A 13,923-nucleotide genomic window follows, 5' to 3' on the forward strand; every position below is an offset into this window, starting at 1 on the left:
TTAATTCAGCATTTGCCTCTGAAAACCCTTTAAAATTAGAAAATCAAATCTTGGAATTAGACACTATGGATTTTCAAGGAAACTATAGTCTTCCTAAATTACCATATGCTTATGATGCTTTAGAGCCACATATTGATAAAACAACAATGGAAATTCACTATAGCAAACACCATCAAGCTTATGTGACAAATTTGAACAAAGCGATAGAAACTTTGGATAAAAATTTAGTAGAACATTCTAAATCATTAGAAAGTATCTTCGGAAAAATGTCGAAATTTCCAGAAGCTATTCGTAATAATGGTGGCGGACATTACAATCACAGCTTATTTTGGAGTTTAATGAAACCAAATGGCGGCGGTACTCCAAAAGGTAAATTAGGAGAAGCAATAACTGCTACTTTTGGTACTTTTGATGAATTCAAAAAACAATTCAGTGATGCTTCCATGAAACGATTTGGTTCCGGTTGGGCTTGGTTAGTAGTTCAGGATGGAAAATTAGTTATTGGTTCAACGGCAAATCAAGACAATCCATTGATGAGTTTGCGTGGTAAAGGATTAAAAGGAAAACCTGTCCTAGCTTTAGACGTTTGGGAACACGCTTATTATCTAAAAAATCAAAACCGCAGAGCCGATTATATTGCTTCCTTTTGGAATGTAGTAAATTGGGATGCAGCTGAAGTTTTATTCAATTCTTAAATACCTATAAAAGCCCTGTTTTCAATGTAATTCAGGGCTTTAAATTATACAAATACATTTTCTAGGCATCAAAATTATAACAATTAAATTTATCTTGTTTAAAACTAAAAAAACAACACTAATTAATTGTAGAATCTGTGTTAAACTAAAAAACACAAGGTTAAACTACCGCAAAAAAGTATAGCTTTGTACCTTCAAATTAAAGCAATGATTAACCCTTCGGCATCAGGTTGGATAGATAAATTTTTTATTGAACAAAAAATTTCAGAGAAAACGGTTTCTAAAACTACTGATACATTTTATCAAAAAGTTAGAGAAACTGGATTTATTTATGGGCACATAATCACATTTGACACCGTAAACACAATTGAAACCAAAGGTTGGTTCAAAGAAGAAATTTCTAAAGTTGCATTATTAAATACTTTATACGGTATTTTTTGTTTGACCAATGACGAAATCAGTTCTGAAAATTTCATTAAACAAACGGTTGCTTTTTACAACCAAATGAATCCTCAAGGTTTTAGTTTGTTAAAAAAAATACTGCCTAAAAATTCTCTTTCCTTAACACTCGAAAAAATAATTGATCAACGTGTTCAAACGAACGATAGTATTATCAGTAAAAATTTCTCCCATCTGGTAACTAATGCGTTACTTTTTATAGATGTCTTGGCTTTTCGCCAATACTTAATACATGGTGAAATTCCAGAAAAATACCTGAAGAAAATTGAAGAAACAATTGTAAATATTGTGACGCTGGCTTTAAAAATTAAATCTAAAAAATCGCAATATGATGATTTATTAATAAAACTTTTTGAAGCCTCCATACGTTACAGCAAATTTTCCCGAATCTCTGTACAAAGTCTGGAAACACTTCAATTGGATTATTTCACGAATGAATTAGAACAATATTATTTGATAGATATTGCCGGAATGGCTTTATGGAGCGATGGCAAAATTGAAAACAATGAGGCCTATTTTTTACATTCACTGGCTGAAACAGTATCGGTTTCAGATGATTTTGTAAAACAAAGTATAGAAAGTACCGATGCTTTTATAACGAAACATAAAAAAGAAATACCGTATTTCAACTATTCAAATCCTGTCAAGCATTTTTACGATCAAACGACTCAAAGTGTTGTTACGCTTATAAGCCGTAATAAAAATAGATTGATAAAGGAAATTGTGCAAAGCAAAGAATTAATGGTTTTATTGGCCTACTCTACTCGAAGAGATTTGGACGAAAAAGAAAAGAAAAAAGTCAAAAAACAACTGTTGGAAATTTGTAAAACCATTCCTTCGTTGACTATATTTTTACTTCCTGGCGGCAGTTTATTGTTGCCTATTTTAATCAAATTCATACCTACGTTATTACCTTCTGCTTTTAATGAAAATCTGGATACCGAATAAAAAAAAATCCGCTTAAAAACGGATTTTATAATATAATTCTTTAATTAAAATTTTAACTGGTAAACCGCATCCAAATCTTTTTCGGAACTGATGTTAACCTCTAAATCTGTTACAAAACCGGAATTAAGTCCGTAAGCCCATCCGTGTAAAGTTAAATCTTGGCCGTTTCTCCAAGCTGCCTGAACGATTGATGTTTTAGCTAAATCAAAAACCTGTTCTTTTACGTTCAATTCTACAAAAGTATTAAAACGATCTGTTTCATCCTCAATTGAATCTAAATAAGCACTATGCAAACGATATACATCCTTGATGTGACGAATCCAGTTATCAATAATACCAATAGAATCATTGCCCATTGCCGCTTTAACACCACCACAACCATAATGTCCGCAAACTAAAACGTGTTTTACTTTCAATACATTCACGGCATAATCCAATACGCTCAACATATTCATATCACTATGCACAACCATATTGGCAATGTTTCTGTGTACAAAAACTTCTCCGGGTTTAGCCCCTACGATTTCATTGGCAGGAACCCTACTATCTGAACAACCAATCCATAATAATGGCGGTGTTTGGCCTTTGGCTAGATCTTGGAAATAATTTGGGTCACTCGCTAAAGAAGTTTCAACCCATTTTTTATTATTCTCTAATATTTTTTTATAAAAATCGCTCATAATCTTTGTGTAATTATTTTATTAATACAAACGTTTAGTAACTATTCGATACAATGTAAAGAAACTCTTTTTTTTTTAAATTTAATACCTAATTAATTTTAGTTTTATTCTTTGATGAATTCTTCATCAGTTGCAACCTTTTTAACCATAACTCTTTTGGCAGCATCATAGTAATGCTCAATAGAAACATGATTTTGTGAGCCTTCAGTGTTTTCTAACTGATACGCTTTTTTAAATCCTTTCAGCTTCACTTTTATATTATTATCTACTGCTCTGGTCGTTTTAAATTCATGGATTAAATCCAAAATATCATGCGCAATATAAACGGTATCTTTTGCATCAATTATGACCTTAGAATTTTCCGGAATATGATTTAATGTTTGTTTGATTGCTGCTTTATTCAAGAAAGAAACTTCTTGAGCCAAATCAATATGAATCACATCGCCATCTGCATATTCTTCTTTTCTAAAGTAATAAGCTCTTTTAAGATTCCCTTTTAAAACAAAAATAATACTAATCATAATTCCAAGAGCAACACCTTTCAATAAATCCAAAAATACTACCGCCAATAATGTGGCTATAAAAGGAACAAATTGATATTTTCCTTTCTCCCAAAAATGTTTGAATGTAGCTGGTTTAGCCAATTTATATCCAACTAAAATTAAGATAGCTGCTAAAGTAGCCAACGGTATTTTATTCAGAATTACTGGAATGGCAAGTACACTAATCAGTAATAAAAATCCGTGGATAATGGTCGACATTTTAGATTTGGCTCCTGAATTACTATTTGCAGAAGAACGCACAATTACAGATGTTAATGGTAAACCTCCTAAAAGAGAACTCACCATATTACCAATTCCTTGTGCTTTTAATTCCTTATTAGTGTCTGTATATCGTTTTTGGACATCCATTCTATCAGACGCTTCAATGCTTAAAAGCGTCTCGATAGAAGCAACAATTGCAATTGTAAATGCTACTACCCAAACTTTAGGATTCGTAACTCCTGAAAGATTAGGTGTTACAATAATTGATTTAAATTCTTCGAAAGATGATGGAACCGGCAAAGAAACTAAATGTTCTTTTCCAATAGCCAAAGCACTTCCAGTACCAATGAAAATCTCATTCAAAATAACACCTAGAGCAACAGCAATTAAAGCTCCAGGAACTAATTTTAATTTTTTCAAAAAAGGAACTTTATCCCAAGAGATCAAAATCGCCATAGAAACCAATGTAATAACAATGGAGCCTATTTGGATATAATCAAAAATATTAAACAGCGCAGAAAAGGTGTTACTGCCATCGGTTTGTGAAAACGCTTGGTCGCCTTCAAAATCATTGTCGTAACCAAAAGCGTGCGGTAATTGTTTCAGAATAATAATAATTCCAATCCCTGCTAACATTCCTTCAATAACATTCGTTGGAAAATAATTAGAGATACTTCCTGCTTTGACAAATCCTAATATCAATTGTAAAAGACCTGCTATGAAAACTGCAGTTAAAAAAATATCAAAAGCCCCTAAATCTGTTACTGCAGTAAGAACAATTGCAGTAAGACCTGCGGCAGGTCCAGACACACTTATGTTAGAGGTACTTAAATAACCTACAACTATTCCTCCTATAATCCCTGAAATAATTCCTGAAAATAAAGGAGCACCTGAAGCCATTGCAATACCTAAACACAATGGTAGCGCCACCAAGAAAACCACTAAACCAGACGCAAAATCAGATTTAAGGTTAGCAAAAAGATTGATTTTTTTTGTCATAATACCGAACTAAAAATTGAATACAAAAATTTGTCCACATGCCATATGTGAAAATTGATTTTAAAAAATTAAAATCGAAAATTGTATTAAACTTCGTTGGGCGGAGGAATAAATATCGAGGAGGTGATATTGTCGTGTTTTGATAAATTCTCAGATAGAATAGCACTAGAGGATAATCTCGATGAAGTAATAACTTCCGTAGGAGATTCTAAATAAAAAAAGGTCTTAATTTCTTTATGCGCATGTTCTTCTTCGGAAACACTGTAGAAAATAGAAATATCTGCACTTTTCTCAATCACAGTAACTATAGTTGGAGTGATGAGAAAAGCGATAAATAGAATTAAAAATATTTTAGATATCATTTTCATTTGCGCAAAAATAGAATTAAGTTTATTAAATAAGCAATCGTTTTTCTAAATTTAAAAAAAAATTAACATTAAATAAAAGTAGAAAAAAGTTAATTCATTTCATCACACTTTTTTTTAAATTTGTATAACACTACAAACTTTCTTCTAACCAAGCTTGCATCATCCAAATCGTCTTTTCTTGTTCTGATATAAAATCACTCATCATTGAATTTGTTCCTTCGTCATTAATTCCCCCAGCTTTCTTAAGAATTTCCCTTTCTATCTTTAACAAATGAGACAATGACGTAACAATTAAATTTACTGCTTTTTCATCGTTTGAAATATTTTTACCTACAACTAACTGATTATTATTTATGTAATCTTCAAAAGTATGCAGTGGTGTTCCGCCAACAGTAAGAACTCTTTCGGCAATTAAATCAATTTTTATTTGGGCATCAGTATATAATTCTTCAAATTTCACATGCAAATCAAAAAAACGTTTGCCCCTAATATTCCAATGAATTCCTCTTAAATTTTGATAATAAACTTGAAAATTAGATAACAAAATATTCAATTCACTAACAATCAATTCTGATTCTTTTACCGGTAATCCTAAAATATTTGTTTTCATAATTTTTATTTTAAGCAAATCTAGATAAGAAAACTGTTGTTTACACTATAAGTTAAATTGATTGTTTTTATATTTGCATCAGATATTACTATAAAAGATGACAATTACTCAATTAAAATATGTTCTGGCTGTAGCCGAACACAAAAATTTTACTCTAGCTGCCGAAAAGTGTTTTGTAACTCAACCTACATTGAGCATGCAAATTCAAAAAATAGAAGAAGAATTAAGTATTCAGATATTCGACAGAACCAAAAAACCCATTCAACTTACTGACATAGGTCAAAAAATTGTAAATCAAGCAAAAAATATAGTCAACGAGGCTGATAGGATTCAGGATATTGTAGAACAACAAAAAGGATTTATTGGTGGCGAATTCAGATTGGGAATTATACCAACCATTATGCCTACGCTCTTGCCAATGTTCCTGAATAATTTTATAAAAAAATATCCTAAAGTAAAACTCATAATCGAAGAGTTAAATACAGAAGAAATTATAATAAAACTAAACAATGGTCACCTCGATGCTGCCATTGCCGCAACTCCTTTGATGGAGGAAAGAATAAAAGAAATTGTATTGTATTACGAGCCTTTTGTAGCGTACATCCCGGAAAGTCACCATCATTTTCAGAAGGATGAAATAGAAGTTTCAGACTTAAACTTAGATGAAATATTGCTATTGCAAGACGGACACTGTTTTCGAGACGGGATTTTAAATTTATGCAAAAATGTAAGTAAAAATGAAACGAGTCGTTTCCAAATTGAAAGCGGAAGTTTTGAAACTCTTATAAAATTAGCCGACGAAGGATTAGGAACAACATTGCTCCCTTATTTACATACCCTAGATTTAAAAGAAACGGACAAATTAAAACTACGCCATTTTAAGGAACCTAAACCTGCCAGAGAGGTCAGCCTCATCTTCCCTAAGAGCGAATTAAAAATACAGATAATTGATGCGCTTCGAAATACAATTGCAGGAGTTGTAAAAGGTGCTATCGTATTTCAAAATGTTCAAATTATAAGTTCACTTCCTAAAAAATAAAAAAAGGAACCGTTTTGCGGTTCCTTTTTTTTTATGAATTTACGATTAGTAAACATTGTTTTAATTCTGGTTTTCCAATTGTAAAATTTAATAACCATTCTCGCAATTGCTCCATTTCGTATGGTAATAATGTTTTGATGGCTTTTTCTAATTCCTTGCAAAAAAGCAATGGATCAAAACTCACTCGTTCTAAAATTGATTTTGTATAATCATACATGATTTTTGACATAGTAAACGTTGATTTTAGTTAGATTTGGATTCTAAAGTGTTGTAAAAATACATTTTTTTTTATTACAACATAACTATTTAACTTAGTTTTAATTTTTTTATTTTTAATTACTAGATTTTGGTCCAAAAAAATTAAAACTCTGAAAACAAACAACTTAAATAGCAAATATTAACTTTTTCTAGCACGAAACATTTCCCTTTTTCCAGGTGGTCCGGCAAGTTTTTCAACAGTAAAGCCCACTTCAATCATACTTCTTTTTACAACTCCTCGAGCGGCATAAGTAACCAGCACACCATTCGCCTTAAGCGCCTTATACATCTTCTCAAAAATAGCAGTACTCCACAATTCAGGTTGTACTCTATACCCAAAAGCATCAAAATAAATCAAATCAAATTTATCAACATCGTCAATTTCTTCAAAAAACTGTTTCCTTTTCGTAAGTGAAAAATCATCTCTTAAATCAATTTTTTCTCCCCAATTACTTTCATGCATTTTATCGAAAATTGCACTTTCTTGACTTGCATTTAATTCTGTGACATAATTCATCAGTAAAACTTCATCTACCGAAATTGGGTAGGCTTCTACTCCAACGTAATCAATTGATTGCTGCATTTTTTTTGACTCCAGCAAAGTAATAAAGGCATTTAAGCCTGTGCCAAATCCTATTTCCAAAATAGAAACATTTCTATTTTTAAATAATGAAAGACCATTTTTAATAAATACATGCTGTGCTTCCTGTATGGCACCATGTTTAGAATGATAACATTCGTCCCATTCTGCTATGTGAATGGTAGTTGAACCATCAAGTGTTTGGATTATTTCTCTTTTCAAAATCGGCTTTTGAGGTTATATTGGATTAAAAGCTACAATGTTTGTCCAAAATTAATCAAAATCTAATACGTTTGCCTCTGAAAAATCTATATTTATTGTATAATCAATAGAAATGGGCATGATTTTTTTGTTTTTTTTAAAATGTAAACAAATCTTAGTTAAATGCTATAATTAATAGTTTTTTGACAAGTCTTTTGTTGATTTTTATTTAATTTTGCAAAGATTAAACTTCAACTTATAAACATCAAGTTTTTTTAAGCTACAGTTTGTCATTTAAAAAAAAAATCAAAAAAACAATATATTACTATGAGTACTACTCAAACTAACAAAATTGAAACAATAAAAGCTTCCTCTACAAAAATAAACGAGGTTGATTTTTCAAACTTAAGCTTTGGTTCTGTTTTTACAGATCATCTATTTGAATGTGATTATAAAAATGGGGAATGGCAAAAACCTGTCATTAAACCTTATGCACCATTTTTGTTAGACCCATCTACAAGAGTTTTTCATTATGGTCAAGCAATTTTTGAAGGTATGAAAGCCTACAAAGACGAGAATGATGACGTTTGGCTTTTTAGACCTGATGAAAACTACAAGCGTTTTAACACCTCTGCAGTAAGAATGGCTATGCCGGAAGTTCCTGAAGAGATATTTATGAGCGGTTTGAATCAATTGTTGCAATTAGATGAAGCTTGGATTAAAAAAGGAAAAGGAAATGCCATGTACATCAGACCATTTATGATTGCAACTGGTACTGGAGTAATTGCTAATCCTTCTAATGACTATAAATTCATGATTATTTTATCGCCTGTGAGTTCTTATTATTCTGGTGATGTAAAAGTACTTATTGCTGAACATTTCAGTAGAGCTGCAAATGGAGGAATAGGAGCTGCAAAAGCTGCCGGAAATTATGCTGCTCAATTTTACCCAACTAATTTAGCAAATAAAGAAGGTTTTCAACAGGTAATTTGGACTGATGATGCTACGCATACCAAACTGGAAGAAGCGGGAACTATGAATGTATTTTTTAGAATAAATGATACATTGCTAACTGCTCCTGTAAGTGAAAGAATTCTTGATGGTGTGACTAGAAAAACACTTATTGATTTAGCAAAAAGTATAGGTATAAATGTAGAAATTCGTTCCGTTTTAGTCTCTGAGCTTGTTGAGGCTGCTAAAAATGGAACTTTGAAAGAAATTTTTGGTGCTGGAACTGCTGCTGTAGTAAGTCCAATTTCTGGATTTTCTTATCAGGATGTTTATTATGAATTGCCAAAAATTGAATTCACAATGGCTTTACAACTAAAAACTAAATTGGAAAACATCCAAAATAAATTAGAAGAAGATACTTTTGAATGGACTGTTAAAGTATAATTCTAAGATTTCATAATTTTAAAAAAGCGATTTTCACTGTGAAAATCGCTTTTTTTATATCATCATCTATGCATCAATAAAACTTTAAACACTTTGCGCTATTCTTCTATTATTTTAGAAAAATCAGGTTTGAAATAATTAGGTCCTTTCATGACTTTTCCATCTTCGCGATAAATAGGTTTACCGTCTTCACCTAACTTACTCATATTACTACGTTGGATTTCGTCAAAAACTGCTTCTATTTTATGTTGCAAACCATGTTCGATAATGGTTCCGCATAGAATATACATCATATCACCCAATGCATCTGCAATTTCTACCAAATCATTATTCTGAACTGCTTCAAGATATTCTTCGTTTTCCTCTTTCATTAAATTGTAACGAAGCGTGTGTTTACTTTCCCCTAAATTAGCTGTAGGAATTTCACTGTGACCTATTTTAAAAGCCGTATGAAATTCTTTAACTGAGTTTATCTGTTTTTGCATCTTTTTATTTTGTTAAATGAAAAGGCAAATTAGCAACTATTTCTAAACTATTAACTAAATTTGCCGGAAATAATTTAAACTATGTTTAGTCAAGGTCAATTAGTGTTTGCAGGCTTGTTTTTAGTTGCATTTATTATCGCAGCAATTTATGCCTATCGAAAAGATATAAAAATACATAAAGAGTTTTATAAAGGAAATTACAAGATTCTAATAGGATTTGGGCTTTTTATTGGGATTTTATTTTTAATAAAAGTATTTTTCAAACGTTAGTATTTTAAACCAAACAAATAATGTCCGCTAAATAGTGGACATTTTAATTTAAAACATTCAACAATAAAGACTTACTAAACTAAATAGCTATACGAATTTAGTTTTTTCTTCAAAAACGGATCAGTTGAACACAATCGAATATCGTAAAGTCTTCTTTAAATTAAAACCAAAAATAAAGTGACAAACATTCTTTATATAGAAAATTATCTATATTTATTTAACACTTTCAGTGACTTGTAAATAAAATCTTTAACTTTACAAAAATTAACAAACCTGTATATTATGAGGATTTTAAAATACTTATTTCTTTTATTATTGCTAAGTTTTGTGGCGCTTTCCATTTTTGTGGCAACTCAAAAAGGAGATTTTACCGTAGAAAGAAGTCAAATCATAAATTCTCCAAAATCTACCGTATTTAATTTTGTTAATGATTATAGAAACTGGGAAGATTTTAGTTCATGGATTGTTGAAGATCCTGAAATGCAAATTACATACCCTAAAAAAACAATTGGCCCTGGAGCTTCCATTTCATGGGAAGGAAAAGAGGGAACTGGAGATATGTTGACCGTTTTTGTAAAAGAAAATGATAGTATTTCTCAAAAAATGAATTATGATGGAACTTCCTCATCTGTTTTTTGGAGATTTAAGGATACTATAGGCGGAACAAAAGTGACATGGAAAACAACCGGAAAAATGAGTTTCACCATGAAAGTTTATACTGCTTTTAATGGGGGAATAAATAAAATTATAGGAGAAACATATGAAAAGAGTTTAGCTAACTTAGACAAAACTCTTGATTTTGAAATAAATACTTATGCGGTAAAAGTAAATGGATTAGTAAAAAAACTTGGAACCTTCTATTTGAGACAAACCTTTACCAGTGAAATTTCAAAAGTCATTAAAAATGGTCAAATCGTATTCCCAAAAATGATTACTTTTTGTGAACAAAATAATATCGAATTAAACGGAAAACCATTTATAATTTATCACACCTATGACACTGTAAGTGGTTTGACCAAATTATCTTTTTGTGTACCAATAAAAAATCAAATCTTAACGAGTTCAGGAAGTGATATTTTAACCGGAAAACTAGAACCATTCGATGCTATTAAAACTACTTTAACCGGGGATTATTCGCATACAAAAAAAGCTTTGGATAAAGCAAAAACATACATTACTACCAATCGAATTGCTGTTGACCCAACATTTTCTCATGTAGAGAATTTCACCATTAGCAAAACAGAAATCAAAAACCCTTCAAAATGGGTTACGGAAATTTATTATCCAATAAAACCTAAAGCAATTCCAGTAATTCCTTCAAAGGCTTTCACTCCAGCTGTTACAAAGACAGCTGAAGCCATAAAAACGCCTGCACCAGTAATAAATAAGGAAGAAGAACAATCTGAATTTTAATATTTTTTGTAGCTGATTAAACCTTTTTAATAAATTCTATTCTAACTCTTAAATAATCGCTTTGCAAGAAGAAAAGGAATTTATAAATCACTTGTTAGACCCTAAAACGCAAAATCAAGCGTTTCAGCAGTTATTGCAGGATTATCAAAGACCGTTATACAATCATATCCGTAACATTGTTTTGAATCACGATGATGCTGATGATGTCTTGCAGAATACTTTTATAAAAATATTTCAAAATGTAAAAAATTTCAAAGGAGAAAGTAAACTTTTTTCATGGATGTATCGCATTGCTACGAATGAAGCCTTGACGTTTTTGAAACAAAAATCAAAAACAAGTGGTATTTCATCCGAAACTTTACAAAACAAAACTATTGATAATCTGGAAGCCGACGTTTTTTTTGACGGAAATGAAATTCAAATAAAATTACAGAAAGCGATTGCATTATTGCCCGAAAAGCAACAATTGGTTTTTAAAATGAAATATTTTCAAGAACTGAAATACGAGGAAATATCGGAAATTCTGGGAACCAGCGTTGGTGGATTAAAAGCATCCTATCATCTTGCCGTTAAAAAAATTGAAGCTTTTGTTTCGACAAATTAAACCTTTTAGCTGTAACACTGTCTAAAGCACATTATGAAAACATTTAAATTAGAGAACGAACCTAAAATTGAAACTGGATTTAAAACTCCAGACCATTATTTTGAAAATTTTTCAATCAAAATGATGGAGCAATTGCCTAAAAACGAGCCAAAAGTAGTTTCTATTTTTCAAAAAAGAAAAACTTTAATTATAATGGCAGCTGCAGTTTTAATACTTGCTCTGATGATTCCAATTTTAAGTCCTTCATCGACAAACACACAAGAATTAGATGCTGCGGCTTTAGAAAATTACATTACGTATCAATCTAATGTAAATCAATATGATTTGATAAGTGTATTAGAGACCGAAGATATTAATAACATAAAAACAGGTATTGTTTTAGGAGATGATGCGATAGAAGATCATTTATCAACAAATTCAAACTTAGAAAATCTTATTTTAGAATAAACCAGACTGTAAAGCTTTCCTTTAAAGCTATAATTAAATAAATAAAAAATGAATCTAAAAAAATTATTACCAATACTATTGCTATTCGTTTCTTTTAACTTTTACGCTCAAGGCGAAAGTATGAAAGAGAAAAAAGAGCAAATAAAAGCTCTAAAAGTAGCTTTTTTCACCACTGAATTAGACTTCACAACTAATGAAGCCGAAAGATTCTGGCCCATCTACAATACCTTTGATGATAAACAGTTTGAACTGAGACATCAAAAAATGAAAACCTACATGAGAAGAATGAATGATGGCTCGCTGGATAAAATAACTGAAAAAGAAGCAAATGCCTTTTTGGCCCAAATAGAAGATACTGAAGAAGAGTTATTTTTATTGCGAAAAAAATTCATGCAAAATGTGAGAACAATTTTACCAGCCGTGAAAATAGTTAAACTTAAAAAAGCAGAAGAAGATTTCAATAGAAAATTGCTGCAACAATATCGTAACAAAGGTCAAAAAAAATAATATTTTTTATTTTTATTAGTTCAAAAAAAATACCCTAAAATCTCATTATAAAGGACTTAGGGTATTTTTAATTATTTAAAACTGATGCGAATCATTTTATTTTGCCCCGCAGCAATTGCCGTATGCTTATCTATAAACCTGATGGTATTAAGAGTGGAGTCAGTAGATAATTGCTTCCATGAATTACCACCATCCGAGGAATAGTATATTCCTGAAAAACCAACCGTTACCAGCCCTTTACCGTTACTTCCAGGAACATATTGTACACAAGAAGCATACCCAAAACCTTGATTTTCTGCTATTAACTTCCATGTTTTTCCACCATCAGTTGTGATTGCTTTATTAGAAAAATTTTGATTTCGCACTTCATAATCTCCTCCGGCTATAAATCCATTTTCAGCATCATAAAAATCTGCCGTGAAAATTCCAGTCATTGATTTCCCCTGCACTATTGGAGTATCATATACTTTCCATGAATTTCCCTTGTCAGGAGAATAAAAAACTCTCGATTTTTTGCCGCCGGAAACAATCCACGTATTATTCCCTTTGATGATAATATTAGTATTGCTTGCCGCAAAAGCTGCTTCTCCATCCATCACTTTTGGTAATTTATTAGACGGGACTTTATTCCATGAATTTCCGCCATCACAAGTGATTATTATATTTAAGCAATCAGCAATTGGGTCTCCCATCGCTATTCCTTCCTTGTCATTCCAAAATTGCATACTATCATAAAACACTTTTTCATGATTTTCCTGATACACTAATTTTGTTTTTTTTCCGTCTTTTGAAATTTGATATAACAAAGCTGGATTTCCAACATTTAGAATAAAAATATGCTTTTTGGTTTTGGCATTACTTCTAAACTCAAGCTTTAAAGAATTTTTGATAATTTTGCTTTCAAATTTTTGATTATTATCCAAATTAAAAAAACCAAATCTTCCTTTATCAGCAGCAAACCAAATTTTATTTGCATCAAATAAAATGGCTCTGATACTTATTTTATCCTGAAATAATGTGTCGACTACAACGGACTTAAATTCAACATAAGCATCGTTTTTTACAGTAAAATCGGCTGTTTTACAGGATATCAAAATATTTGAAATCAATAGAATCAAAAAAAAAGTTCTCATTTTTTACATATTTTATGGCTAATTTACAATTAATAATAACAATAGTAAATAAGCATTAAATTAATTGG

At 30.8% G+C, this 13,923-nt stretch carries 17 protein-coding genes; 9 read left to right on the forward strand and 8 right to left on the reverse strand.

Going from position 1 to position 13,923, the window contains the following annotated elements; translation table 11 throughout:
• Nucleotides 1-65 precede the first annotated feature (65 nt).
• Both ACNQF8_RS10550 and ACNQF8_RS10555 read left to right on the forward strand, forming a co-directional pair.
• A complete protein-coding gene (locus ACNQF8_RS10550) occupies nt 66-695 on the forward strand; it encodes a superoxide dismutase (RefSeq protein WP_417951272.1) in 630 nt (209 codons plus the stop codon).
• Nucleotides 696-902: 207 nt separating this feature from the next.
• The gene (locus tag ACNQF8_RS10555; RefSeq protein WP_417949964.1) at nt 903-2,102 is read left to right on the forward strand and encodes an LETM1-related biofilm-associated protein; all 1,200 of its coding nucleotides are present in this window, start codon (nt 903-905) and stop codon (nt 2,100-2,102) included.
• 44 nt (nt 2,103-2,146) lie between these two features.
• Here ACNQF8_RS10555 and can read toward each other — a convergent pair whose 3' ends face one another.
• The 4 genes from can to ACNQF8_RS10575 all read right to left on the reverse strand — a co-directional run bounded on the left by can (nt 2,147) and on the right by ACNQF8_RS10575 (nt 5,523).
• Nucleotides 2,147-2,782: a carbonate dehydratase gene (can, locus tag ACNQF8_RS10560; RefSeq protein ID WP_113667103.1), complete on the reverse strand. Its 636-nt coding sequence runs from the start codon at nt 2,780-2,782 to the stop codon at nt 2,147-2,149.
• 104 nt (nt 2,783-2,886) lie between these two features.
• The gene (locus ACNQF8_RS10565) at nt 2,887-4,545 is read right to left on the reverse strand and encodes a SulP family inorganic anion transporter (protein WP_417949966.1); all 1,659 of its coding nucleotides are present in this window, start codon (nt 4,543-4,545) and stop codon (nt 2,887-2,889) included.
• Nucleotides 4,546-4,631: 86 nt separating this feature from the next.
• Nucleotides 4,632-4,913, reverse strand: a complete 282-nt coding sequence (locus ACNQF8_RS10570) for a hypothetical protein (RefSeq protein WP_417953555.1) — start codon at nt 4,911-4,913, stop codon at nt 4,632-4,634.
• Nucleotides 4,914-5,043: 130 nt separating this feature from the next.
• Nucleotides 5,044-5,523 carry a Dps family protein gene (locus ACNQF8_RS10575; protein ID WP_417949970.1) on the reverse strand — a complete coding sequence of 160 codons (480 nt, stop codon included), beginning with the start codon at nt 5,521-5,523 and terminating at the stop codon, nt 5,044-5,046.
• Nucleotides 5,524-5,620: 97 nt separating this feature from the next.
• Here ACNQF8_RS10575 and ACNQF8_RS10580 point away from each other — a divergent pair, with 97 nt between their 5' ends.
• Entirely contained in the window at nt 5,621-6,562 is a 942-nt protein-coding gene (locus tag ACNQF8_RS10580; RefSeq protein WP_417949973.1) for a LysR substrate-binding domain-containing protein, read from the forward strand.
• 31 nt (nt 6,563-6,593) lie between these two features.
• Here the strand turns inward: ACNQF8_RS10580 and ACNQF8_RS10585 are convergent, their stop codons facing one another.
• Together ACNQF8_RS10585 and mnmC2 are read right to left on the reverse strand one after the other, a co-directional pair.
• Nucleotides 6,594-6,791 (reverse strand): hypothetical protein, encoded by a 198-nt coding sequence (locus ACNQF8_RS10585; protein WP_099716298.1) that lies wholly within the window; start codon nt 6,789-6,791, stop codon nt 6,594-6,596.
• A gap of 168 nt (nt 6,792-6,959) precedes the next feature.
• Nucleotides 6,960-7,622, reverse strand: coding sequence for a tRNA (5-methylaminomethyl-2-thiouridine)(34)-methyltransferase MnmC2 (mnmC2, locus tag ACNQF8_RS10590; protein WP_417949975.1), 663 nt, complete (start codon nt 7,620-7,622; stop codon nt 6,960-6,962).
• Between the two features lie 306 nt (nt 7,623-7,928).
• Here mnmC2 and ACNQF8_RS10595 point away from each other — a divergent pair, with 306 nt between their 5' ends.
• The gene (locus ACNQF8_RS10595; protein WP_417953554.1) at nt 7,929-8,996 is read left to right on the forward strand and encodes a branched-chain amino acid aminotransferase; all 1,068 of its coding nucleotides are present in this window, start codon (nt 7,929-7,931) and stop codon (nt 8,994-8,996) included.
• Between the two features lie 98 nt (nt 8,997-9,094).
• Here ACNQF8_RS10595 and ACNQF8_RS10600 read toward each other — a convergent pair whose 3' ends face one another.
• A complete protein-coding gene (locus tag ACNQF8_RS10600; protein WP_282715395.1) occupies nt 9,095-9,481 on the reverse strand; it encodes a pyrophosphohydrolase domain-containing protein in 387 nt (128 codons plus the stop codon).
• A gap of 81 nt (nt 9,482-9,562) precedes the next feature.
• Between ACNQF8_RS10600 and ACNQF8_RS10605 the strand changes: the two genes are divergently transcribed.
• The 5 genes from ACNQF8_RS10605 to ACNQF8_RS10625 all read left to right on the forward strand — a co-directional run bounded on the left by ACNQF8_RS10605 (nt 9,563) and on the right by ACNQF8_RS10625 (nt 12,722).
• Nucleotides 9,563-9,751 carry a hypothetical protein gene (locus ACNQF8_RS10605; RefSeq protein WP_417949979.1) on the forward strand — a complete coding sequence of 63 codons (189 nt, stop codon included), beginning with the start codon at nt 9,563-9,565 and terminating at the stop codon, nt 9,749-9,751.
• A 282-nt stretch (nt 9,752-10,033) separates the two neighbouring features.
• Nucleotides 10,034-11,164 carry an SRPBCC family protein gene (locus ACNQF8_RS10610; RefSeq protein ID WP_417953553.1) on the forward strand — a complete coding sequence of 377 codons (1,131 nt, stop codon included), beginning with the start codon at nt 10,034-10,036 and terminating at the stop codon, nt 11,162-11,164.
• Nucleotides 11,165-11,225: 61 nt separating this feature from the next.
• Nucleotides 11,226-11,768, forward strand: a complete 543-nt coding sequence (locus tag ACNQF8_RS10615; RefSeq protein ID WP_315208008.1) for an RNA polymerase sigma factor — start codon at nt 11,226-11,228, stop codon at nt 11,766-11,768.
• A gap of 33 nt (nt 11,769-11,801) precedes the next feature.
• Nucleotides 11,802-12,215, forward strand: a complete 414-nt coding sequence (locus ACNQF8_RS10620) for a hypothetical protein (RefSeq protein WP_315208006.1) — start codon at nt 11,802-11,804, stop codon at nt 12,213-12,215.
• A gap of 48 nt (nt 12,216-12,263) precedes the next feature.
• Nucleotides 12,264-12,722, forward strand: coding sequence for a sensor of ECF-type sigma factor (locus tag ACNQF8_RS10625; RefSeq protein WP_417953552.1), 459 nt, complete (start codon nt 12,264-12,266; stop codon nt 12,720-12,722).
• Nucleotides 12,723-12,793: 71 nt separating this feature from the next.
• Here the strand turns inward: ACNQF8_RS10625 and ACNQF8_RS10630 are convergent, their stop codons facing one another.
• A complete protein-coding gene (locus ACNQF8_RS10630; RefSeq protein WP_417953551.1) occupies nt 12,794-13,855 on the reverse strand; it encodes a sialidase family protein in 1,062 nt (353 codons plus the stop codon).
• Between the last annotated feature and the right edge of the window lie 68 nt (nt 13,856-13,923).

It is taken from the genome of Flavobacterium labens, from assembly GCF_048286755.1.
Taxonomy (GTDB): domain Bacteria; phylum Bacteroidota; class Bacteroidia; order Flavobacteriales; family Flavobacteriaceae; genus Flavobacterium.

Bases quoted from the DNA above. Each gene is read 5' to 3' on its own strand.
- ACNQF8_RS10565 (WP_417949966.1), bottom strand. From the start codon at position 4,545: ATGACAAAAAAAATCAATCTTTTTGCTAACCTTAAATCTGATTTTGCG.
- ACNQF8_RS10570 (WP_417953555.1), bottom strand. From the start codon at position 4,913: ATGAAAATGATATCTAAAATATTTTTAATTCTATTTATCGCTTTTCTC.
- ACNQF8_RS10620 (WP_315208006.1), top strand. From the start codon at position 11,802: ATGAAAACATTTAAATTAGAGAACGAACCTAAAATTGAAACTGGATTT.
- ACNQF8_RS10605 (WP_417949979.1), top strand. From the start codon at position 9,563: ATGTTTAGTCAAGGTCAATTAGTGTTTGCAGGCTTGTTTTTAGTTGCA.
- ACNQF8_RS10550 (WP_417951272.1), top strand. From the start codon at position 66: ATGGATTTTCAAGGAAACTATAGTCTTCCTAAATTACCATATGCTTAT.
- ACNQF8_RS10630 (WP_417953551.1), bottom strand. From the start codon at position 13,855: ATGAGAACTTTTTTTTTGATTCTATTGATTTCAAATATTTTGATATCC.
- ACNQF8_RS10580 (WP_417949973.1), top strand. From the start codon at position 5,621: ATGACAATTACTCAATTAAAATATGTTCTGGCTGTAGCCGAACACAAA.
- ACNQF8_RS10600 (WP_282715395.1), bottom strand. From the start codon at position 9,481: ATGCAAAAACAGATAAACTCAGTTAAAGAATTTCATACGGCTTTTAAA.
- ACNQF8_RS10610 (WP_417953553.1), top strand. From the start codon at position 10,034: ATGAGGATTTTAAAATACTTATTTCTTTTATTATTGCTAAGTTTTGTG.
- can (WP_113667103.1), bottom strand. From the start codon at position 2,782: ATGAGCGATTTTTATAAAAAAATATTAGAGAATAATAAAAAATGGGTT.
- ACNQF8_RS10585 (WP_099716298.1), bottom strand. From the start codon at position 6,791: ATGTCAAAAATCATGTATGATTATACAAAATCAATTTTAGAACGAGTG.
- ACNQF8_RS10555 (WP_417949964.1), top strand. From the start codon at position 903: ATGATTAACCCTTCGGCATCAGGTTGGATAGATAAATTTTTTATTGAA.
- ACNQF8_RS10625 (WP_417953552.1), top strand. From the start codon at position 12,264: ATGAATCTAAAAAAATTATTACCAATACTATTGCTATTCGTTTCTTTT.
- ACNQF8_RS10575 (WP_417949970.1), bottom strand. From the start codon at position 5,523: ATGAAAACAAATATTTTAGGATTACCGGTAAAAGAATCAGAATTGATT.
- ACNQF8_RS10595 (WP_417953554.1), top strand. From the start codon at position 7,929: ATGAGTACTACTCAAACTAACAAAATTGAAACAATAAAAGCTTCCTCT.